The 20704-nt window shown below is 65.9% G+C and carries 19 protein-coding genes and 1 pseudogene; 14 read left to right on the top strand and 6 right to left on the bottom strand.

Annotated elements, in window-relative coordinates:
* The first annotated feature begins 6 nt into the window (after positions 1-6).
* Positions 7-399, top strand: coding sequence for a CBS domain-containing protein (locus B0684_RS02005; protein ID WP_018145798.1), 393 nt, complete (start codon positions 7-9; stop codon positions 397-399).
* 83 nt (positions 400-482) lie between these two features.
* Positions 483-1757, top strand: a complete 1275-nt coding sequence (locus B0684_RS02000) for a sensor domain-containing diguanylate cyclase (RefSeq protein WP_018650200.1) — start codon at positions 483-485, stop codon at positions 1755-1757.
* Between the two features lie 109 nt (positions 1758-1866).
* Here B0684_RS02000 and B0684_RS01995 read toward each other — a convergent pair whose 3' ends face one another.
* The gene (locus tag B0684_RS01995) at positions 1867-2628 is read right to left on the bottom strand and encodes a class I SAM-dependent methyltransferase (RefSeq protein ID WP_018650199.1); all 762 of its coding nucleotides are present in this window, start codon (positions 2626-2628) and stop codon (positions 1867-1869) included.
* Positions 2629-2811: 183 nt separating this feature from the next.
* On the opposite strand from B0684_RS01995, the gene B0684_RS01990 reads away from it, so the two are divergent.
* The 5 genes from B0684_RS01990 to B0684_RS01970 all read left to right on the top strand — a co-directional run bounded on the left by B0684_RS01990 (position 2812) and on the right by B0684_RS01970 (position 8767).
* A complete protein-coding gene (locus B0684_RS01990; protein ID WP_018650198.1) occupies positions 2812-4155 on the top strand; it encodes a phosphohexomutase domain-containing protein in 1344 nt (447 codons plus the stop codon).
* Positions 4156-4160: 5 nt separating this feature from the next.
* Complete coding sequence (locus B0684_RS01985; protein ID WP_018650197.1) at positions 4161-5591, top strand: mannose-1-phosphate guanylyltransferase/mannose-6-phosphate isomerase; 1431 nt, start codon at positions 4161-4163, stop codon at positions 5589-5591.
* An 86-nt stretch (positions 5592-5677) separates the two neighbouring features.
* The gene (gene gmd / locus B0684_RS01980; RefSeq protein WP_018650196.1) at positions 5678-6763 is read left to right on the top strand and encodes a GDP-mannose 4,6-dehydratase; all 1086 of its coding nucleotides are present in this window, start codon (positions 5678-5680) and stop codon (positions 6761-6763) included.
* Positions 6756-7721, top strand: a complete 966-nt coding sequence (gene fcl, locus B0684_RS01975) for a GDP-L-fucose synthase (protein WP_018650195.1) — start codon at positions 6756-6758, stop codon at positions 7719-7721. The genes gmd and fcl overlap by 8 nt, the downstream gene beginning before the upstream one ends.
* A complete protein-coding gene (locus tag B0684_RS01970) occupies positions 7718-8767 on the top strand; it encodes a glycosyltransferase family 10 domain-containing protein (protein WP_018650194.1) in 1050 nt (349 codons plus the stop codon). Before fcl ends, B0684_RS01970 begins: the two co-directional genes overlap by 4 nt.
* A gap of 17 nt (positions 8768-8784) precedes the next feature.
* Here the strand turns inward: B0684_RS01970 and B0684_RS01965 are convergent, their stop codons facing one another.
* On the bottom strand, positions 8785-11943 hold the full coding sequence (locus tag B0684_RS01965; RefSeq protein ID WP_018650193.1) for an error-prone DNA polymerase: 3159 nt from the start codon (positions 11941-11943) through the stop codon (positions 8785-8787).
* 182 nt (positions 11944-12125) lie between these two features.
* On the opposite strand from B0684_RS01965, the gene B0684_RS01960 reads away from it, so the two are divergent.
* Together B0684_RS01960 and B0684_RS01955 are read left to right on the top strand one after the other, a co-directional pair.
* Entirely contained in the window at positions 12126-13394 is a 1269-nt protein-coding gene (locus B0684_RS01960; RefSeq protein WP_018169663.1) for a phospholipase D-like domain-containing protein, read from the top strand.
* Between the two features lie 35 nt (positions 13395-13429).
* Complete coding sequence (locus B0684_RS01955) at positions 13430-13975, top strand: cyclin-dependent kinase inhibitor 3 family protein (protein WP_018176859.1); 546 nt, start codon at positions 13430-13432, stop codon at positions 13973-13975.
* A gap of 8 nt (positions 13976-13983) precedes the next feature.
* On the opposite strand, the gene B0684_RS01950 is transcribed toward B0684_RS01955, so the two are convergent.
* Positions 13984-14607: an SPOR domain-containing protein gene (locus B0684_RS01950; protein WP_018176858.1), complete on the bottom strand. Its 624-nt coding sequence runs from the start codon at positions 14605-14607 to the stop codon at positions 13984-13986.
* Positions 14608-14860: 253 nt separating this feature from the next.
* On the opposite strand from B0684_RS01950, the gene B0684_RS01945 reads away from it, so the two are divergent.
* Positions 14861-15529: a class I SAM-dependent methyltransferase gene (locus tag B0684_RS01945; protein ID WP_018650192.1), complete on the top strand. Its 669-nt coding sequence runs from the start codon at positions 14861-14863 to the stop codon at positions 15527-15529.
* Here B0684_RS01945 and ubiG read toward each other — a convergent pair.
* Positions 15476-16234: a bifunctional 2-polyprenyl-6-hydroxyphenol methylase/3-demethylubiquinol 3-O-methyltransferase UbiG gene (gene ubiG / locus B0684_RS01940; protein ID WP_038084752.1), complete on the bottom strand. Its 759-nt coding sequence runs from the start codon at positions 16232-16234 to the stop codon at positions 15476-15478. The genes B0684_RS01945 and ubiG overlap by 54 nt on opposite strands.
* An 85-nt stretch (positions 16235-16319) precedes the next feature.
* Here ubiG and B0684_RS01935 point away from each other — a divergent pair, with 85 nt between their 5' ends.
* On the top strand, positions 16320-16991 hold the full coding sequence (locus B0684_RS01935) for a DUF429 domain-containing protein (RefSeq protein WP_018169668.1): 672 nt from the start codon (positions 16320-16322) through the stop codon (positions 16989-16991).
* A gap of 13 nt (positions 16992-17004) precedes the next feature.
* On the opposite strand, the gene B0684_RS01930 is transcribed toward B0684_RS01935, so the two are convergent.
* Positions 17005-17211: a LexA family protein gene (locus tag B0684_RS01930; protein ID WP_018169669.1), complete on the bottom strand. Its 207-nt coding sequence runs from the start codon at positions 17209-17211 to the stop codon at positions 17005-17007.
* A gap of 116 nt (positions 17212-17327) precedes the next feature.
* On the opposite strand from B0684_RS01930, the pseudogene B0684_RS01925 reads away from it, so the two are divergent.
* The 3 genes and pseudogenes from B0684_RS01925 to B0684_RS01915 all read left to right on the top strand — a co-directional run.
* Positions 17328-17691 (top strand): annotated as a pseudogene (locus B0684_RS01925) (hypothetical protein); the annotation flags it as partial.
* 61 nt (positions 17692-17752) lie between these two features.
* Positions 17753-18268 (top strand): type 1 glutamine amidotransferase domain-containing protein, encoded by a 516-nt coding sequence (locus B0684_RS01920; RefSeq protein ID WP_018650190.1) that lies wholly within the window; start codon positions 17753-17755, stop codon positions 18266-18268.
* A 173-nt stretch (positions 18269-18441) separates the two neighbouring features.
* Complete coding sequence (locus tag B0684_RS01915; protein ID WP_038032202.1) at positions 18442-18729, top strand: sll1863 family stress response protein; 288 nt, start codon at positions 18442-18444, stop codon at positions 18727-18729.
* 292 nt (positions 18730-19021) lie between these two features.
* On the opposite strand, the gene B0684_RS01910 is transcribed toward B0684_RS01915, so the two are convergent.
* On the bottom strand, positions 19022-20452 hold the full coding sequence (locus B0684_RS01910) for a phospholipase D-like domain-containing protein (RefSeq protein ID WP_018650189.1): 1431 nt from the start codon (positions 20450-20452) through the stop codon (positions 19022-19024).
* Positions 20453-20704 lie beyond the last annotated feature (252 nt).

Below are 20704 nucleotides of genomic sequence, written 5' to 3'. Positions count from 1 at the left end.
AGCAACATGCTGGTAAGCGAAATTCTAAGACCCAATGTCGTCACGGTGTCTCCCCTGGCACCGCTGCGCGAGGCGATGCAGCTGATGCGCAAGCATGGCGTCAAGTCGCTGGTGGTGGAGAAGCAGCACGCCCACGATGCCTACGGCATCATCACCTACACCACCATCCTCAAGACGATCGTGGCGGAAGAGGGCGATATCGACCTCTCGAATGTCTATGATGTCTGCACGAAACCGGTGATCACGGTGCCCGCCGAGATGGATGTGAAGTACGTCGCGCGGCTGATGGTGAGCCAGGGGATCCGGCGGCTGGTGGTGCTGAAGGGCAACGAGCTGGAAGGGATCGTGACGACCAGCGACATTGTCGGGTCGATCCTCGAGATGGCGGACATGGACTGAACCGCGCCGCCCCAAGCGGGTCGGATCTCAGTGACCTCGCGCATGACCCCGTGTCGTGCGTTCATTTTTGCAGAAGGCCCGATATGGCGTCCGTGTCGATCATCGAGGGGTTCGAGAAACTCCGACTGCTGGATGCCGCTATCGAGCAATCGTACAACTCGGTCGTCATTACCGACGCCGATCTGGACGGCGGTCCGCGGATCGTTTACGTCAATGCCGGTTTCGAGCGCATGACCGGGTATTCGCGGGAGGAAGCCCTGGGGAAAACCCCGCGTATCCTTCAGGGCCCGGCAACCTCGCGCGCCGTTCTGGACAGGTTGCGCGGGGCCCTCGTCAGTGGCGAGTATTTCGAGGGCGAAACGGTCAACTACCGCAAGGATGGCTCCCCGTACGAGGTTCGCTGGCACATCTCGCCCGTATATGCCAGCGATAACGACCGTGACATCACCCACTTTGTCTCGGTGCAAAAGGACATTACCGAGGAGCGGCGGCGGGATGACGAGCTGCGGCTATTGTCGACCGCGCTTGAGGTGTCGGTGGACCCCGTGCTGATCACCGACCCGGACGGCACGATCACCTATGTGAACGCGGCCTTCGAGGAGCAGACCGGATACAGCCGGAATGAAGCGGTAGGCAAGAATCCGCGGTTCCTTCAGTCCGGTCAGCAGGAGCCCGGGTTCTATCGCGGGATGTGGGAAACACTCGCGCGCGGCGAAGCCTTCCGTGGCGAGTTCGTGAACCGCCGCCGCGACGGCACGCTGATGAACATGGAGCAGAGCATCAGTCCGGTGACCGATGCCCATGGCCGGGTGACGCACTACGTGTCGATCAGCAAGGATGTGACCGATCGAGTGCGCATGGAGGACGAGATCCGGCGCCTGGCGCATACCGACTGGCTGACGGGGCTGGCCAACCGCCTGAGCCTGGGCAACACGCTGGAGGCGGAGATGGAGCGCAGCCGCCGCTACGGACGGCCCCTTTCCCTGATCATGTTCGATATCGACCATTTCAAGGACTTCAACGACGACTACGGCCACGAGACCGGAGATGACGTCCTCAAGCGGCTGGCCGATACGGTGCAGGGCGCGCTGCGCGAGGCGGATGCCCTGGGGCGCTGGGGCGGGGAGGAGTTCATGGTCGTCGTGCCGGAGACCCCTGGCGCGGGCGCCGAGGCCATGGCCGAAAAGCTGCGCAAGGCCGTCGCGGCCATGGAAACGGCGTGCCCGGTGTCGGTTACGGCCAGTTTCGGGGTGACCGAGATGCGCCAGGGCGATACCCCCGAGACCTTCGCCCGCCGCGTGGACGAGGCGATGTATCAGGCCAAGGAGGCGGGGCGCAACCGCGTCGTCTTGCTCTGAGGCCGTGGTTCCGGTAGTGCGGCGGCGGCCCTAACGAAAACGGGCCGACCCCAAAAGGGCCGGCCCGTCCTGTCGGGGATGCCATGCCCCGAGATTGGCAGCGTCCGGACTACGCGCGGCGGCGCAGCACCCAGATCTCCAGCAGGGCCCAGTCTTCGCCCGGATAGTTCTCCTGCTCCAGCGGCGACAGGCGGCGATGGCGGCTGGCGGTGCTACCGACGAATTCCAGGTGTTCCAGCAGCAGGCGCTTGGTCGCGTCGGCCTTTTCGAGGGCGAAGGGGTTCAGGAAGTTGACCAGCATGTAGCCCTCGCGCGGGGTCTCGGCGAAGGAGCGGATCAGCTTCTCGATTGCCGGCGGGTCCAGATAGACCAGCGATGCGGTGGAGATCACGATGTCCGCGTCGGCCATGGCCTTTTCGATCGCGGCCTGGGTCTCCGGTGCGGGCTGGTTCAGGTCGGCCTCGAAGGTTTCGTCGAACAGCCCGGCGCTCTTGCCATAGGCCAGCGCGTTGCCCGAGATGTCGATGCCGGTGGTCTTCATCGGCAGACGGCGCGGGGCGGCGACGGTCTTGCAGGCCTGCTCATCGGCCCAGTTGGCGCGGATCGCCTCGACATCCATGTTGTGGATGGCGGCCATGGTGGTGTTGCCAAAACAGCAGCACAGGTCCACGTAGTTCAGGGTCTTGCCAGTGGCGGCCTGTTTCTCGGCCCAGGGCAGGATCAGCCGGTCGAAGGTTTGCCGGTTGAAGTCGTCGGAGATGTAGTCGAGCGCGTCGATGATGCGCTCCTTGAACGGCACCGGGGTCTCGGCGACGTAGATATCGTCGAAATGCTGTTTCTTCTCCTCGGTCTTCACTTGCGGCTCACTCATCGGCTTTTCCTCGTTGTATAAACCCACCATGCTCGGGGGTATGCGTGTAGAGCGTCAAGTAACGGCACTCACGCCAGTGATGCTGGCATGGCCTCGCGGAGCCCTTCGGCTATGTATCATGAAGGTGTACGCAACGGATTTCTGTCCGGTGCGGGAAGCGAATGATGCCGGTAAGGGGCGTGCATGAAGATCGACTGTTTCAAGGCCTACGACATACGTGGGCGGGTGCCGGACCAGCTCAATCCGGATGTGGTGCGAGCGATCGGGCGCGCCTTCGCCGAGGAGATCCGGCCGGGACGCACGGTCGTCGGGCACGATATCCGCCTTTCCAGCCCGGAACTGGCGCGGGCGCTCACCGAAGGGCTTACGGCGGGCGGGAGTGATGTTGCCGATATCGGCATGTGTGGCACCGAAGAGGTGTATTTCGCCACCGCGCACTATGGGGCCGGTGGCGGGATCATGGTGACGGCCAGCCACAATCCGCTGGACTATAACGGGCTGAAACTGGTACGCAGCGATGCGCGCCCGATCAGCGGGGATTCCGGGCTGCAGGCGATTCGCGTCTGCGCCGAGCGCGGTGACTTCCGGCCCATGCCCCACGGGCAGGTCCGGCACCTGGATCATCGGGCGGACTACATCTCCCGGTTGCTGGCTTCGGTCGACCGCGAAACCTTGCCGAAACTCAAGGTGGTCGTGAACCCCGGCAACGGGGGGGCGGGGCCGGTGCTGGAGGCCCTGGAGCCGCATCTCCCGTTCGAGCTGATCCGCGTCAACTTCGAACCGGATGGGCGTTTCCCCAATGGCATTCCCAATCCATTGCTGCCGGAAAACCGCGCGGCCACCGCGGAGGCGGTGCGCAAGCACGGCGCCGATCTGGGCGTGGCCTGGGACGGCGACTTTGATCGCTGCTTCCTGTTCGACGCCCAAGGCAACTTCATCGAGGGGTATTACATCGTGGGCCTGCTGGCCGAGGCATGCCTGGAGGGGCACGCCGGGGAGCGCATCGTCCATGATCCGCGCCTGACCTGGAACACCATTGAGATGGTGTGTGCCGCGGGGGGCGAACCCATCCAGTCCAAGACCGGACACGCCTTCATGAAGGAGCGGCTGCGCCACGAGGATGGAATCTACGGGGGCGAGATGAGTGCTCACCACTACTTCCGGGACTTCTACTACTGCGATACCGGGATGTTGCCCTGGTTGCGGGTGGCCGAGCTCATGGGCCGACGCGGCCAGGCATTGGGCGAGATGGTGGCCGAGCGCATGGCGCGCTTCCCCTGCAGCGGCGAGCTGAACTTCGAGGTCGAGGACGCCGCCGCCGCCACCGATCGGGTGATGCAGGCCTACGCGTCGGAAGCCGTGGGACTGGATCATACGGACGGCGTCAGCCTGGAATTCGCGGACTGGCGCTTCAACCTGCGCAGTTCCAATACCGAGCCGCTGTTGCGGTTGAATGTGGAGACCCGCGCCGATCCGGCCCTGCTGGAACGCCGCGTGGACGAGATTTCACGCCTGATACGGGGGTAAGGCCGATGGAACATACGCAAAGCCGGACGGAACTGCAGCCGGTGATCCTGGCCGGCGGATCGGGGACTCGGCTGTGGCCGGTATCGCGCAGTCACTACCCCAAGCAGTTCCTGCCCCTGACCGGGGAGCAGACGTTGCTGCAGCAGACGGCCGAGCGGCTCGACGGCCTGGGCGCGTCGGCGCCCCTGGTGCTGGCCAACGTCGAGCATCGCTTCCTGGCGGCCGAGCAGTTGCGGGCGGCAGGTGTGGAGCATGCCCGCATCGTGCTGGAGCCGGAGGGGCGCAATACCGCCCCGGCGATCGCCCTGGCCGCATTGCAGGCGCAGGCGGAAGGGCGCGACCCGTTGTTGCTGATCTTGGCGGCGGACCACCACATCGGTGATCCCGAGGCCTTCCAGGCCGCCGTGGCGCGAGCCATGACGCTGGCGGAGGCGGGCCACCTGGTGACCTTCGGGATCGTGCCTACCGCTGCGGAGACCGGTTATGGCTACATCCAGCAGGGTGAGTCCCTGGGGGAGGCCGGGGCGCGAGTGGCGCGTTTCGTCGAGAAGCCGGATGCCGCCACCGCGCGCGAGTACGTCGACAGTGGCGATTACCTCTGGAACAGCGGCATGTTCGTGTTCCGCGCCTCGCTGTACATGCAGGAGTTGCAGCGTTTCGAACCGGGCATCGTCGAGGCTTGTCGCGCCGCGCTGGAGGGCGCCCGCGAGGACCTCGACTTCCTGCGGGTGGACCCGGAGGCCTTCGCCGCGGCCCCGAACATCTCGGTGGACTACGCCGTGATGGAGCGCACCGAGCACGCCGCCGTCACACCGCTGGCCGCCGGTTGGAGCGACATCGGCTCGTGGTCCGCTCTGGCGGGCGTGCGTGGCGTGGATGAGCAGGGCAACACCCTGCGCGGGGACTGCCTGCTGGAAGATAGCGAGGGCTGCGTGGTGGATGCCGACGGCTTGCTGGTCGCCGGCATTGGCCTGCGCAACCTGGCCGTGGTCGCCACCCGTGACGCCGTACTGGTTGCCGACCGCGACCGCGTCCAGGACGTCAAACTCATCGTTGAGCGCCTGAAAGCCGACAACCGCAGCGAGCACGTCAATCACACAGCGGTTTATCGTCCCTGGGGGTGCTACGAATCCATCGATACCGGGGCGCGCTATCAGGTCAAGCGCATCACCGTGAACCCCGGTGCGCGTCTTTCCCTGCAGATGCATCATCATCGGGCCGAACATTGGGTAGTAGTCAGCGGCACCGCGCGGGTGACCAATGGCGAGCAGAACTACCTGGTCACCGAGAACGAATCGACCTTCATCCCGATTGGCCAGGTTCACTGCCTGGAGAACCCCGGCGCGCTCCCGCTGGAATTGATCGAGGTGCAATCCGGCAGCTACCTCGGCGAGGATGACATTGTCCGCCTGGAGGACGTGTACGGCCGCGCGTGACCGGGCATCGGGTGGTTCCGGGAATGCTATGATCCGCCCTTTTGGGCGGCGCGCGAACGGGGCGTGGCCTGCGAGCGGGAGTTGGCATGGCCAAAGTGGCATTGATCACCGGGATTACCGGGCAGGACGGGGCCTACCTGGCCGAGTTTTTGCTGGACAAGGGCTACGAGGTGCACGGCATCAAGCGCCGCTCCTCTCTGTTTAATACCGATCGTATCGACCACCTGTATCAGGATCCGCACGAGAGTGATCGCCGGTTCATCCTGCATCACGGGGATCTGACCGATTCGACCTGCCTGATCCGCATCATTCAGCAGGTGCAGCCGGACGAGATCTACAATCTCGCCGCGCAGTCGCATGTCGCGGTCTCGTTTGAGGAGCCGGAGTACACCGCCAACTCCGATGCCCTGGGCACGCTCCGCGTGCTGGAGGCGATCCGCATCCTCGGTATGGAGCAGACCACGCGCTTCTATCAGGCCAGCACCTCGGAGCTCTACGGGAAGGTTCAGGCCACCCCGCAGGACGAGGCCACCCCGTTCTATCCGCGCAGCCCGTATGCGGTGGCCAAGCTGTATGCCTACTGGATCGTGGTGAATTACCGCGAGGCCTACGGGATGTATGCCTGCAACGGCATCCTGTTCAACCACGAATCGCCGGTGCGCGGCGAAACCTTCGTCACCCGCAAGATTACGCGCGCCCTGGCGCGCATCAAGCTGGGGCTGCAGGAACGGCTCTATCTGGGCAACCTGGATGCCAAACGGGACTGGGGACATGCCCGTGACTACGTCGAGATGCAGTGGCTGATGCTGCAGCAGGAAACCCCGGACGACTACGTGATCGCCACCGGCGAACAGCACAGCGTGCGCGACTTCGTGGATGCCGCGGCGCGCGAACTGGGCATGAGTATCGAATGGCGCGGCGAGGGCGTGGACGAACAGGGATTCGACGAAAAGGGCCGCTGCATCGTGTCGGTGGACCCGCGCTATTTTCGTCCCACCGAGGTCGAGACCCTGTTGGGGGATGCCAGCAAGGCCAAGCGCGAGCTGGGCTGGGAGCCGCGCATTCGCTTTGACGAACTGGTGGCCGAGATGGTGCGCGAGGACCTCAGGAGCGCCGAGCGGGACGAGCTGGTGCGCGACCACGGCTACCGGACCCTGAGCCGCCATGAGTAAATCGCAACGCGTCTTCATCGCCGGACACCGGGGGATGGTGGGCAGCGCGGTGTGTCGCCAGCTCGAGGACTGGCCGGGGGTGGAACTGCTGACCCGTAGCCACGCGGAGCTGGACCTGACCGATCAGGCGGCGGTCGAGGCCTTCATGCGCGTGGAACGCCCGGATCAGGTCTATCTGGCGGCGGCGAAGGTCGGGGGTATCCATGCCAACAACACCTATCCGGCCGAGTTCATCCGCGACAACCTCGCGATCCAGACGAACGTGATCCATGGCGCGCACATCGCGGGCGTGCGGCGGCTGCTCTTTCTCGGGTCCAGCTGCATCTATCCGCGCGAGGCGCCGCAGCCGATCCCCGAGGAGGCCCTGCTGTTCGGGCCGCTGGAGCCGACCAACGAGCCCTACGCGATTGCAAAGATCGCCGGCATCAAGCTGTGCGAGAGCTACAACCGGCAGTACGGCACGGATTACCGCTCGGTGATGCCGACCAACCTCTACGGCCCGGGTGACAACTATCACCCGGAGAACAGCCACGTGATTCCCGGGCTCATCCGGCGCTTTCACGAGGCGAAGCGGGCCGGAGCCGGGCATGTGACCGTCTGGGGGAGTGGCACCCCGCGCCGGGAGTTCCTCCACGTGGATGACATGGCGGCGGCCTGTGTGCACGTGATGAACCTCGATCACGTGACCTACGCAGAACACACGCAACCGATGCTGAGCCATATCAACGTCGGCACCGGCGAGGATCTTGCGATCGCCGACCTGGCGCGGCTGGTGGCCCGGGTGGTGGGCTTTTCCGGCGAACTGCGTTTTGACACGTCGCGCCCGGACGGGACGCCGCGCAAACTGCTGGATGTCTCGCGACTCGCGGCGCTGGGATGGAAGGCCCGAATCGAACTTGAAGAGGGGCTCTCCGGGGCCTATGCCGAGTTCCTGGAACGCGGCGGAGATCGGCCGTGACCGAGCCCACCTCGCGTCCGATTCGGGTCAAGTTTCTCTCGACCATGCGCGAGGGTATCTGGCGCCATCAGTTGCCGGACGGCGAGGGGCGCTGGGGGCGCTGCGAGTTCGTTTTCGACCCCGCGGTAACGGACTACGACTGGCTGGTGGTCTACGACGAATTTCCTTCCAACACCGGGCGCAACCGGCACTACAGCGAACAGCTGACCTGTGGGGCCGAGCGCACGCTCCTGGTAACCATGGAGCCGCCGTCCATCAAGTCCTACGGCCGGCGTTTTACCCGGCAGTTCGGGCGCGTGCTGACCTCGCACCCGGAATGGGCCCTCAAGCACCGGCGGCGCATCCATTCCCAGCAGGGGATGCTCTGGTACTACGGTTTCGGCAGTCAGGGCGAGCGGCCGTACAACGAGATGCTCGCGAGGCCGCCGCTGGAGAAGACCCGCGAGATCGCCACCATGTGCTCGGCGAAACGCCAGCGCCACACCTTGCACCGGCGGCGCTATGACTTCACCTGGGCGCTGAAGGCCGAGCTGCCGGAACTGGAGATCTTCGGCAAGGGGGTGCAGCCGCTGGATGACAAGGCCGAGTGCCTGGACGCGTACCGGTACCACCTGGCGGTGGAGAATTACGTGGGCGCGCACCACTGGACCGAGAAGCTGGCGGACGCCTTTCTCGGCGCGACGCTCCCGTTTTACTACGGTGCGCCCAATGCGGCGGACTATTTTCCGCCGGAAAGCTTCATCGCGATTGATATCGATGACGTTGAGGGGACGGCGGAACGCATTCGCCACGCCATCCGCGACAACGAATACGAGCAGCGCCTGCCACACATCCTCGAGGCCCGGCGCCGGGTACTGGAGGAGTACAACGAGTTCGCCGTGGTCTCGCGGATTATCGAGGCCGCACACGACACCGAGCCGGCTGGTCCCACGGGGCAGTGGATCCATTCTCGTCGCGCCCTGCGGCGCCGCGATCCGCTGGCCGCTCTGGAAGGAGCCTGGGAGAAGGTCAGCCAGCGCATCGGCCACCTCGCCGGACGTACCTGAACTGGCCGCTTTGCGGTTCAGCCGAAGTCGCGGGAGTGGGTGGCGAGTTCGCCGAGCCAGGTGCTGCGGTCGATCAGGCGCTGCACGATCAGGTGGCCGACGCCCTCGCTGTACTGCCACTCGCCGTGGGCCTCCAGCAGGCGGCCGTGCAGGGCCTCGGCGCGAAAGCGTTCCACCCGGTCCGGCCAGACGATCAGGTTCAACGTACCGGTCTCGTCCTCCAGGGTCAGGAATACTGTGCCGTTGGCCGAGCCGGGGCGCTGGCGGGTGATCACAAGCCCGGCGTAGCGGGCGCCACTGTGGCCGGGTTGTTCGAGTAGCCGGGCGGCGGTGGCCAGGCGGTGCTGTTCCAGGGACGGGCGCATCAGTGCCAGCGGGTGCGGGCCCAGGCTCAGCCCGGTGGTGGCGTAGTCCTGGACCAGGTCATCCACCGCATCCGGGCGTGGCAATAGCGGGGTCACGTCGGCCTCGCGCACGGTCTCGCCTGGCCCCTCGGCGAACAGTGGCAGGGGTTCCTCCACCGCCTCCGTCGCCCAGCGCGCCTGGTGGCGGTTGCCGGCCAGGCCCTTCAGCGCGTCGGCGCGCGCCAGGCGATTGGCCTGGGCGCGGGTGAGGGCGGCGCGGGCCACCAGATCCGGGACGTCCGCGAAGGCCCGTTCAACGCGGGCGGTGACCACGCGCGTGGCGACGTCGCGGGCCAGCCCGCCGACGCGGTTCAGGCCCAGGCGCAGGGCCAGCGCATCGCTCCCGGCCAGCGGTTCCACCGTGCACTCCCAGTCACTGCAGCGCACGTCCACCGGGCGGACCTCCACGCCGTGGCGGCGGGCGTCGGCGACGATCTGCGCCGGGGCGTAGAAGCCCATCGGCTGGCTGTTCAGCAGGGCGCAGGCGAAGATCGCGGGCTCGTGGCACTTGAGCCAGGACGAGACATAGGTGATCAGTGCAAAGCTCGCCGAGTGCGACTCGGGGAATCCGTATTCGCCGAAGCCGAGGATCTGCTTGTACAGCTGCTCGGCGAATCTCTCCGGATAGCCGCGTTCGCGCATGCCGTCCATCAGGCGCTCGCGGTAACGCGCGAGCTGGCCGGTGCGGCGCCAGGCACCGATCGCACGGCGCAGCCCGTCCGCCTCGCCGGCGGAGAAGCTGGCCGCAACCATCGCCAGCTCGATCACCTGCTCCTGGAAGATCGGCACGCCCAGCGTGCGTCCGAGCACGCGTTTCACCTCTGCATTCGGATAGCGCACCCGCTCCGGGTGGGCGCGGCGCTTGAGATACGGGTGCACCATCTCGCCCTGGATCGGGCCGGGGCGCACGATGGCGATCTCGATCACCAGGTCGTAGAAGTTCGCGGGCTTCAGGCGCGGCAGCATGCTCATCTGCGCGCGCGACTCGATCTGGAACACGCCCAGGGTGTCGGCCTTCTGCAGCATGCGATAGACCGCCGGATCCTCGGCGGGAATGTCGGCCAGGCCCCAGTCGCGGCCCCGGTGATGCGCCATCAGCTCCAGCGCGCGGCGCACGCAGGAAAGCATCCCCAGCGCCAGCACGTCGATCTTCAGCAGGCCCACCGCGTCCAGATCGTCCTTGTCCCACTGGATCACCGAACGTTCCGGCATGGCCGCGTTCTCGATGGGGACCAGCTCGTCCAGCCGGCCGTCGGCGATCACGAAGCCGCCGGTGTGCTGCGACAGGTGGCGCGGGAAGCCGAGCAGCTCGGCGGTCAGCGTCTGCCACTGCCGGGCCAGGGCGCCGTCCGGGTCCAGCCCGACCTCGCGCAGGCGCTCGGCGGGGATGCCGTCGTCCCACCAGGCGAGGTTGGCGGTCAGCGCATCCAGCCGCGCGCGCGAGATGCCCAGCGCCCGGCCGACGTCGCGCAGGGCGCTGCGGCGGCGATAGCGGATCACCGTGCAGGCCAGTGCGGCGCGCTCGCGGCCGTAGCGCCGGTAGATGTACTGGATCACCTCCTCGCGGCGTTCGTGCTCGAAGTCGACGTCGATGTCCGGCGGCTCGCCGCGCTCGGCGGAGATGAAGCGCTCGAACAGCATGCTGGAGCGCGAGGGATCCACTGCGGTGATGCCAAGTGCGTAGCACACAGCCGAGTTGGCGGCCGAGCCGCGCCCCTGGCACAGGATCCCGCGGCCGCGGGCAAAGCACACGATGTCGTACACGGTCAGGAAGTACGGCTCGTAGCCCAGCTCGCGGATGATGCCCAGTTCGCGTTCGATCTGTTCGCGCACCGGGGCCGGGATGCCATCGGGCCAGCGCTTGAGCGCGCCCTTGAGGGTCTCCTCGCGCAGGTAGGCGGACGGGGTCATGGTCTTCGGCAACGGGTCGGTGGGGTAGCGGTAGGTGACCGCGTCCAGCGAGAAGTCGCAGTCCCGCGCGATGGCCACACTGGCCTCAAGCCAGGCGGCGGGATACAGCGTGGCCAGTTCGGCCCGCGGGCGCAGGCAGCGTTCCCCATTGGGGAAGCGTTCCTGCGCCGCCTCCGCGACCGTCGAACGCAGGCGCAGGGCGGTCAGCACGTCCTGTAGTGCTCGCCGGCCGCGCCGGTGCATGTGCACGTCGCCGCAGGCGACGAGCGGGAGTCCAGTGGCGGTTCCCAGCGTCCGGGCGCGGGTCGTCAGGGTGGCATCTTCGGGGGTACGCAACTGGCTCACGGCCAGGTGGCCCTGACCTGGGGCGGCCCATCCGGACAGCCAGTGGGCCGCTTCGGCGAGCGCCGTCCCTGGGCTGTCGGCCTCGACCCGCAGCAGGCTGTGCCAGCCGGTGCGGCTCTCGGCGGGCAGGGCATCCAGGTCGGCGCGCGTCAGGTGGTAGTGTCCCTTGTCCGCCGCGCCGCGGGCCCGAGTGATCAATCGACACAGGGCGGAATACCCCGTGGGATTGCGCACCAGAAGCGTCAGGGTGGGGCCATCGGCCAGCCGGAAGGTCGCCCCCAGGATCAGGTGTAACCCACATTCCTTTGCTGCCGAGTGTGCTCGTACTACACCAGCCAGCGAGGCGATATCGGTCAGCGCCAGCGCGCGATAGCCCAGTGCCTGCGCCTGCTCGACCAGTTCCTCCGGGTGCGAAGCCCCGCGCAGGAACGAGAAGTTGCTGAGCGTCGTCAGTTCGGCATAGGCCGGGGGGGCGCCGGCATGCTTGCGGGTGGGGGGATGGGCTGCGGATTCCATATACTGTCGATATATACAGTATATGGAATCCGTCCCACAATGACCGGGGGGATCGCCAACCCATTACGCTTCAACGCGGTGCCGGGATAACAGGCCACCTGACGAACCTTCGCCGGTTTTTGTAACCGGCTGTGTACACTGAGCCAAAATCCTCATGTATTCGCTGCGTGCCTGGAGACCCCATGCGCTACGTCCTGCTCCCGGTGGTGCTGATTGCCCTGATCTTTGCGCTGGGGAATGTGGTGCTGTTCAATGCGTTGCCGAAACCGGACCGGCTGAAAGAGCCGCTGGCGCTGGAGTACGGGACTTCGTCGGAGCAGTTCCGGCGGGACATGGGCCTGCTCCTGCAGCAGCCGATCATGAGCGGCAACCGCATTGACCTGTTACAGGACGGCGAGGCCATCTACGCGGCCAAGATCGAGGCGATCGAAAACGCCGAGCATTCGGTCACCTTCGAGGTGTACGAGTACTGGGGCGAGCAGGCGGCGATTTTCTCCGAGGTCCTGGCGCGTGCGGCGGAACGCGGGGTTCGGGTGCATGCCATGCTGGATTTCCTTGGTTCGCGCGATGCTGACCCGGAGATGTTCGAGCGCATGGAAGAGGCCGGGGTGGAGCTGGTGCGCTGGCGCGAGCCGTCCTGGTACCAGTTGTCGCGCTTCAATCACCGCACGCACCGCAAGCTATTGGTGGTGGACGGTCATACCGGTTTCATCGGGGGAGCCAACGTGGCCGATCCCTGGGTTGACGGTGACGACCGCGATGGCTATCGCGACAATCACTTCCGCATCCAGGGCCCGGTGGTCGGCAATCTGCAGGCGGTGTTCCTGGAGACCTGGCTGGACGCCACGGGGCGGATGCCCACCGGCGAGGCGTATTTCCCCGAGCTGTCCGAAATGGGGGATCGCGACGCCCAGATGGTTAACAGTGCCCCGCGCGAGGGGCGTCACCGGGTGCGCCTGATGTTTCTGCATGCCATCGCCGCGGCGGAAGAGCACATCACGATCGGTACGGCCTATTTCTATCCCGATCCGCGGTTCCTGGAGGTACTGGAGGAGGCGGCCGACCGGGGCGTCCGTATTCGCGTGCTCGTCCCGGGCGACAGCATGAACTTCGGTTTCTTCCGTCATGCATCGGTCAATCGCTGGCGGCCGATGCTCGAATCCGGGGTGGAACTGTACGAGTATCATCCGCGCATGTACCACTCCAAGCTGATGGCGATCGACGACCGCTGGGCCAGTATCGGCTCCGCGAATCTGCACAACCGGTCGTTTCGTCTGAACGACGAGGCCAACCTGAACATCTGGGACGAAGGCTTCGCCCGCGAGATCCGCGAACTGATCGAGGTGGACAAGGCCGATGCCGAGCGCCTGACCATCGAGGACTGGGAGAACCGGCCGCTGCGGCGACGCCTGGCGGGGTGGATCACGCACCTGATTGGTCCCTATCTTTGATGCACCCATTCCGACCCCCACGGCAGGAGCACGCCATGACATCCCCCACGGCCGGCCAGACCCCTTCGTTCGACATCGGGGTCATTCATCTGCCCGAGGGCGGGGCGATTGGCATGACTCGTTGCCCCGGCAAGCGGCCGGATGGAACGAGTTGCGCGGCGCAGGACGTGCAGGCGGATCTGGCGGCGCTGTGGGACTGGGGTGCGAACGTGCTCGTGACCCTGAATCAGGGGTCCGAGCTAACTGATCTGGGTGTTCCGGATCTCGGGAAGACCGTTCGGGCGGCGGGGATGCGCTGGCTGCATCTCCCGATCGGCGACATGGCCGCTCCCGATCGGCCCTGGGAAGAGGGTTGGCAGGATGTCGGGCCGCAGGTCCACCAGCGGTTGCGGGCCGGCGAGCGCGTGGTGTTCCACTGCGGGGGCGGTCAGGGCCGTGCGGGCACCATTGCTGCCCTGACCCTCATCGAACGCGGGCTTGCGCCGGAGGCGGCCATCCGGGAGGTCCGGTCGGCCCGTCCCGGCGCGATCGAAAGCCCCGACCAGGAACGCTACCTGCGCAGCTTGCCGCGCACGGACTGAGGTGCGTTTCAGGAGTGGTTCAACGGCCGCGCGACGATAAAGGCATCCGCGAGCGTATCCCCTTCCTGTGCCTCGAGGGCGGCCATCGCGGCTGCGCGCGCGTCGAACAGGCCGATGCGAACCCGGTAGCGTTCGGAGGCCGGCTCGGGTCCGTCCACGACCTCCAGGCGGCTGGCAAGCCCGCGGGCCTTCAGGATCCGGTCCAGCTTCCGGGCGTTTTCCAGTTCGGTGAATACGCCGGCCTGGATGGAATACAGCTCCTCGGGTGCGGAGGCGGCTTCGCTCCGCTCATGCTGGCGTTCCGGCGTGGGTTCCGCCAGCGACGGCTCCTGGCTTTTCCGCTCAATGCGGCCGGAATGGCGAGCCGGCGAGAAGAGTGGCAATGCGGTGTCATCGCCGGCGCGGGTCGACAAGGGTGCCGGGGTATCCAGCCAAGACGCGCGGGCGCGTCCGGATTCCGGCGCCGAGCCCGTGTTCTCGGTTGCCGGCGATTCGGGCTCGGCGACAAGCGGTCCGGGGGCCCCGATCGCGGCGCCCGAAAAGACACCCAGAACGAATAGCAGGACCGTGGCCAGCGGGGTGCCCAGCACCAGGAGGAACAGTTGGCGTCGGGTAAGGAACAGATTGATCATCTTATGACCCTCCTTGGCAATCTTTGCCTTTTCGTCATCGAGGGGCGGGACCTCCGTCGGGCGACGGAAAAATGACGTTTCCGCCCTCTTGTAGCGATATGCAAACAAGATGCCAGTTATGGGTCGGGCCGGGAGGCGAGAGGTTCGTGGAAGACTGTCTGCTTGGGTGCGATGATGCGCGCAGGGCCTGGCGAGGGTTCGTACGGCCCTTGTCCCTGCCGCGCTGCCCTACCGGTCCTTGGCGAGAAGCCTGATGCGAAGTGCGATCTACGATCTCCTGATCCTGCGACTGACCGCCCGCTGGTATGCGGAGGCCCTGGATCGGATGCCCGATGGCGCGCGAGTGCTGGATGTGGGCATCGGCACGGCGGGGGCATTGCTGGCCAATGCCGAGCGGGCGCGGCACAAGCAGTTGCACCTGACCGGGATCGACATCGATGGCGACTACGTCCGGCGGGCGCGGCGCCGGTTGCAGGAATCAACCCTGGCCGACTGCGCCGCGGTATTTCGGGAATCCGTGTACGACCACGCGGGTGGTCCCTACGACGTGGTGTACTTTTCCGCGAGCTTCATGCTGCTGCCCGATCCGGAACAGGCCCTGCGCCACTGCAAGGGGCTGCTCGCGCCAGGCGGCCGGTTCCTGTTCACGCAGACCATCCAGCGCCACCCGGCGCGCTGGGTCGAGATCCTCAAGCCCCTGCTGCTGCGGATCACGACCATCGATTTCGGGCACGTGACCTACGAGGCGGATCTCCGCGCCCAGCTCGCGGCCGCGGATCTGGTGGTGGAGGAATGGAGCGTGCTGGCCACCCATGGGTCGCGTGCTTCCTGCCTCGTGGTGGCGTGTCCGGCGAGCGAGGGCGCCGGATCAGGCAATGGGCTTGCGCGCCAGGATCATGTAGTTGACGCTCATGGATCGTGACAGCCACATCCGGCGGTTGAGCGGATTGACCCTGACCCCCGTCTGCGTCATGGGCTCCAGGCCGTCCCGTGCCAGTAGGTCCCGCGTTTCCCGGGGCGTGACGAATCGCTTCCACTGATGGGTGCCTCGGGGCAGGATGCGGAAGAGGTACTCGGCCCCGACAATGGCGACCACGAACGAGACCGGATTGCGGTTGATCGTGGCCACGAAGGTGTGACCGCCGCGGCGGAGCATGCGATTGACGCTCCCCATGAACGCCGGCAGGTCCGCGACGTGTTCGACCACCTCCATGTTGAGGATCACATCGAAGTCTTCTCCGCGCTCCGCGAGGGCCTCCGCCGTGTTGACCTCGTACTGGATATCGAGGCCTTGCTCGTCGGCGTGATGCCGGGCCGCGGCGATGTTGCGGTCCACCACGTCCACGCCCAGCACGTCCGCACCGAGGCGGGCCATGGCCTCGCTCAACAGGCCTCCGCCGCAGCCGATGTCCAGCATGCGCAGGCCGGCCAGGGGGCGGTCGGCTTCCGGGTCCCGTCCGAGCGAGTGGCAGAGCTGATCCCGGATGTAGTCGGTGCGCAGGCGATTCAGCACGTGCAGGGGCCAGAGTCTGCCATCCGGTTGCCACCACATCTCGGCCAGGGCGCGGTAGCGCTCCACCTCGTTCGGATCGACGGTTCGGTCGCGTTCCACATCCGGAGAATTCATTGGCTGCGCGGCTCACCATGTATGTGAAGGTTACTTTCGGACCACGCGATCCCGTTTTTGATCGCACCCGGCCAGGATCGATGCGATGGTGGCCCTTCGTCAGAAGCGGGCCGAGGTAGATCGAATGGGGCAGACGATCATCGGGGTGGACCTGTCCGGTCCCGGGAGTGCCGCGCATACCTCCGTCGCCGTGTTCCGTGAACAGGGTGGGGCGCTCGATCTGTTGGAGCTGGTGGCGGGGGCCAATGACCAGGCGATCCTCGACCGTGTACCCGCGGGCGCGATTGTGGGGCTGGATGCGCCCTTGTCGTATTCGCCCATCGGAGGCAGCCGCACATCCGACCAGTCCCTGCGACGCGTGGCGGTCGAACACGGATTGCCGGCCGGAACCGTCATGGCACCTTCCGCACCGCGCATGGCCTACCTGACGCTGCGGGGCGTGGCGGTCAGCCGCATGCTCCGCAGCGAGCGCCCGGACGCCCGGGTGGTGGAGGTACACCCCACCGTGGCGATGGTCCTGAGGGACGCCTCGGTGGCGACATTGAAGGCCATGAAGCATGATTCAGAGGCGCGCCGCGAGCTGCTGGTCTGGCTGGAGGGGCAGGGGCTCCACGGGGTGTGCGATCTCGATCAGGTCAGCGATCACTCGGTGGCCGCCTGTGCCGCGGCCGTGGCGGCCTGGTGGTGGAGCCAGGGCAGCCCCGCCTGGATCCACCCGGCCGAGCCGCCGCTGCATCCGTTCGACTTCGCCTGCTGACGGGCTGCTTCGATCAGAGGTGACGGCGCATCTGCCCGACCAGTACGGCCTGGATGCGGAGTCGGTCCGGGGCGACGAAGAGGGGCGCATAGGTCCGAGTCTCCGCGTGCAGCAGGACGACATTCGGGGGCTGCTCGATACGCTTGAGGGTGGCTTCTTCGCCATTGATCAGGACCACGAGGATCTCGCCGTTGCGGGCATGGTTGCGCGATTCGATCACCACCCAGTCGGGTTCTACCCCATTTCTGCGGACGGTTTGGAAAGGGCTGAAAACTTCAGATCCTGAACGGCGATGCGGCGCCGCATCCTTGGATTGTGGAACCGCTCAATGTAGCCAAACAGATCGTCGCGTACCACGAGTCGGGGCATGCCCTTCTGGCGTATTTGTTACCCAAGGCTGATGCTCTCGAAAAGGCGACCGTGATCCCGCGCGGGCACGCCCTTGCGGTAACGGCGCAGGTGCCCGAGGAGGAGCGCTACAATTTCGGCGAGTCCTACTTGCGCGACAAGATCGCGGTGATGTTCGGGCGGGCGTCTGGCCGAATCTCTGGTATTCAACGAGGCTCGCGCTCGGGAGACACTGGAAAAACACCGCGAAGCATTCGAAACCCTTGCCCAGGCCCTGGCGGAACAGGAAACCCTGGAGGTGGAAGCAATCCGCGAGATCCTGAAGGATCAGGCGATGGAAGGGCAGGCGTGACGCTCTTCCGCCGCGGGCTTGACTACACCCGTCATGAAAACCCCTGCATGGAGGAAGCACCATGAGCCTTGCCGACAAGCATGTCGCCATCCTCGCAGAAGATAATTACCAGGAGCTGGAGCTGCACTATCCACGGCTGCGCATGCTGGAAGCCGGGATGCGGGTTTCCGTTGTGGGCGCCGGCAAGCCGGAATACGCCAGCGCCAAGGGCTATACGGTGAAGGCGGACGTCAGTGCCGTCGGGGTCGATGCGAACGACCTTGATGCGCTGATCATCCCGGGCGGCATGGCACCCGACAAGATGCGGAGGCATCGGGCAATGGTCGATCTGGTGTGCGCCGTGCACCAGCGTGGCGGGCTGGTGGCCTGGATCTGTCACGGTGGCTGGATGGCCGTATCGGCCAACATACTGGCCGGGCGGCGGGTGACCTCGTTCCATTCGATCCGTGACGATATGGTCAACGCAGGTGCCGACTGGTTCGACGAGGAAGTCGTGCAGGATGGCAACCTGATCAGCAGCCGCACGCCGGATGACTTGCCTGCATTTTGTCGGGTGTTGCTCGAAAAACTGGGCTGATTCCCCCGCACATACAGCAGAGGGCTTTAGTTTGAGCCAGCAGGCCCTAGTCCCGGACCAATGCTTCCGCTAACGGATGTATTGGGGCGTGTTCAGGGCGCAGCTTTATATGCTGCGGATCCTTGGTTCGCAGCGGACCCATGCAATTCACGAAGAACAAGGATACGGACGAGATGAGTGATCGCGAACAATACGTCGAGAAGATGAAAGCAAAAATTGACGAGTGGAACCACGACCTGGGAAAGCTGGAGGCGAAGGCCAAGCAGGCGGATGCGGATCTGCGCGCCAAGTACGAAGAGCAAATCCAGGAACTGCGTAAACGGCGCGACGAGGCCGAGGAACGGCTACGCCAGGTGCGCGAGGCGAGCGAGGATTCGTGGAAGGAGTTGCGGGAAGGAATGGAGTCCGCCTGGGATGACATGGCAAAGGCACTTCGGAACGCTTCGGATCGCTTCCGGTAAGAACGAGGCCTGGCGAAATGGAAACGGTCGCGCGAGCCGCGTCGCCGCCCCGATCGCCTTTTCTTGCTCCCCGGCCCAGTGCCTGGCATTGCCAGAGGCATGGCCGCGAGTCCGTCCCGGGGGCGGTGCGTCCCCCGTGGAGGGAGGTCGCTTCGGTGGGTTCAGCCCAGCGTGGTGTGGCCCGCGCCTGCTGGTTCGCGAATAACCGCCATACTCGTGGGCGTCCGCCCTCGGCGTGGTGTTTCCGAGTGTGGAACGGGTCCGCACCGCAGTAAGCGGTGTCTGGTGCGGATCAGAAAGAAGACAGCCCGGTTGCCTCCATCATCCGGTAGCGCCAGTAGCGCAGCCGGGAGTCGTCGGCATATTCCTGGTAGGGGAGGCTGTGAACCCGGCCCGGCTCGTTGTGCCAGCGGGTATCGAAGAATTGGGCGGCATCGGCGATAACCGGAGTCCCGGCCTCGGCCTGAATCTGCACGTTGGTCTCCAGGTTGAAATTGTCCAGGTTGCGCCGGGTGAAGTTCGCGGAGCCCGCAAGCAGCGTGGCATCTCCATCGCGAGGACGATGCAGGAGCATCTTCGCGTGGCACTGCTCGCCCTGGGTATTGCACCAGCGCACCGAGACGCCCCCGGCGTTCAGTTCCAGCGCCACTTGCCGGTTGGGTAGTCCCTGCTTTTTCCGGCCGAATGCATCACGGTTCGGATCGAGAAGCACCCGCAGGTCGACGCCGCGCTGCTGCGCGGCCAGAAGGGCCTTCACGATGGCCCGGTGCGAGAGGTAAAACATCCACAGGTCCAGCTGGTCCCCGGGATCCGAGGCGTCAATCATCTCCAGGGCGGCGTCGCGGATCCGTGACTCGGTCAGGACTCGGATCCCGGCGGGCGAATCGACGGCTCCGTTCGCTTCCACGCGATCCGGAAGGGCCGTTCGGGTTCCATTCGAGAACTCTGCGACCGCGCGCTCGGTGTGCAGCAGGTCGATGGCCGCGGCGCCCCGGAAACGCACGGCGATGTTGTCGTGCCGGCTGCTGGCGTCATGCGGATTCCCCGAGGTCACCAGTCCGGTCCAGCCGTCCGGCCCATCCGTGACCAGCGTCTTGCGGTGGTTCGCCTTGAAGTTTAGAAGCGCAAGGTACGTGCGCAGGGTGACGGGTGTATCGCCCACCGGGTTCGGGAGCCAACCACCATGCGAACTGTTGCCGAACCACTGACAACAGATGCGCCAGGTGGCCGACCACAGGGGGTTGGGATCGCGCAGGGCCCGCAGATCCGTTTCGATCACGGGGATCCCCTGCGCCTCCAGCCGGGAGAGCAGGGGCTGCTTGATGCCGCCGTAGAGGGTGTTGAAGGGATCGGTGATCAGCAGCGCCTCGACCCCGGGGCGTTGTGCGTGCCACTCCGCCAGTCCGAGGACGAACTCGCTTGAGAGTGGACGATGCGCAGCCTCGGACGTCGCCGCAAACTGGTTCACCAGAAAGAAATCCGCGACGACCAGCGACTGCGCCTGTCCGATCATCTCCAGGGCGGCATCGAATATCTCCTGCTCTGTGTGCTGATTGCCCTGCGTGTCCGTCCATGTGGCATCCGCGAGGAACTCGACCCCCTCGGCGGGATGGTAGGGCGTGACGACATCGAGCCCTTCGGGAAGCGGCTTGTACAGGTGGTAGGCGCCGGTCGAGAGGTAGACAGCCAGCAACCCAAGCAGGAACCAGCGCCCGCGCCTCATGCGCAGCCCGAAGCGCCGGAGGCCAGGGACGAACGCGGCGGCGTTCCGGTCCTGGCACCATCGCCGATCAGGCCGTGATCCTCGATCGGCACATAGCCGTCCAGAGGTGGCGGGGGCATCTCAGTGACGTTCAACGGGACCCCTCCGATGGTGGGCTACACTGATGTCAGGGAACCCGCCCGGCTGCGGTGGCGGGTGGCCCCTGAAGCGCAACTGCTTGTCCGGGCCGTAGGACCGCGCAGCGTCTGCCTA

This window comes from Thioalkalivibrio versutus (genome assembly GCF_001999325.1).
Taxonomy (GTDB): domain Bacteria; phylum Pseudomonadota; class Gammaproteobacteria; order Ectothiorhodospirales; family Ectothiorhodospiraceae; genus Thioalkalivibrio; species Thioalkalivibrio versutus.
The sequence above is the reverse complement of the archived record's forward strand: the minus strand, read 5'-3'. Positions and strand labels throughout refer to the sequence as shown.

Excerpts from the sequence above, each read along its gene's own strand:
- B0684_RS02000 (WP_018650200.1), top strand. The coding sequence starts at position 483 with ATGGCGTCCGTGTCGATCATCGAGGGGTTCGAGAAACTCCGACTGCTG.
- B0684_RS01935 (WP_018169668.1), top strand. The coding sequence starts at position 16,320 with ATGGTGGCCCTTCGTCAGAAGCGGGCCGAGGTAGATCGAATGGGGCAG.
- B0684_RS01995 (WP_018650199.1), bottom strand. The coding sequence starts at position 2,628 with ATGAGTGAGCCGCAAGTGAAGACCGAGGAGAAGAAACAGCATTTCGAC.
- gmd (WP_018650196.1), top strand. The coding sequence starts at position 5,678 with ATGGCCAAAGTGGCATTGATCACCGGGATTACCGGGCAGGACGGGGCC.
- ubiG (WP_038084752.1), bottom strand. The coding sequence starts at position 16,234 with ATGAATTCTCCGGATGTGGAACGCGACCGAACCGTCGATCCGAACGAG.
- B0684_RS01965 (WP_018650193.1), bottom strand. The coding sequence starts at position 11,943 with ATGGAATCCGCAGCCCATCCCCCCACCCGCAAGCATGCCGGCGCCCCC.
- B0684_RS01960 (WP_018169663.1), top strand. The coding sequence starts at position 12,126 with ATGCGCTACGTCCTGCTCCCGGTGGTGCTGATTGCCCTGATCTTTGCG.
- B0684_RS01990 (WP_018650198.1), top strand. The coding sequence starts at position 2,812 with ATGAAGATCGACTGTTTCAAGGCCTACGACATACGTGGGCGGGTGCCG.
- B0684_RS01950 (WP_018176858.1), bottom strand. The coding sequence starts at position 14,607 with ATGATCAATCTGTTCCTTACCCGACGCCAACTGTTCCTCCTGGTGCTG.
- B0684_RS01955 (WP_018176859.1), top strand. The coding sequence starts at position 13,430 with ATGACATCCCCCACGGCCGGCCAGACCCCTTCGTTCGACATCGGGGTC.
- B0684_RS01915 (WP_038032202.1), top strand. The coding sequence starts at position 18,442 with ATGAGTGATCGCGAACAATACGTCGAGAAGATGAAAGCAAAAATTGAC.
- B0684_RS02005 (WP_018145798.1), top strand. The coding sequence starts at position 7 with ATGCTGGTAAGCGAAATTCTAAGACCCAATGTCGTCACGGTGTCTCCC.
- B0684_RS01945 (WP_018650192.1), top strand. The coding sequence starts at position 14,861 with ATGCGAAGTGCGATCTACGATCTCCTGATCCTGCGACTGACCGCCCGC.
- B0684_RS01985 (WP_018650197.1), top strand. The coding sequence starts at position 4,161 with ATGGAACATACGCAAAGCCGGACGGAACTGCAGCCGGTGATCCTGGCC.
- fcl (WP_018650195.1), top strand. The coding sequence starts at position 6,756 with ATGAGTAAATCGCAACGCGTCTTCATCGCCGGACACCGGGGGATGGTG.
- B0684_RS01920 (WP_018650190.1), top strand. The coding sequence starts at position 17,753 with ATGAGCCTTGCCGACAAGCATGTCGCCATCCTCGCAGAAGATAATTAC.
- B0684_RS01910 (WP_018650189.1), bottom strand. The coding sequence starts at position 20,452 with ATGAGGCGCGGGCGCTGGTTCCTGCTTGGGTTGCTGGCTGTCTACCTC.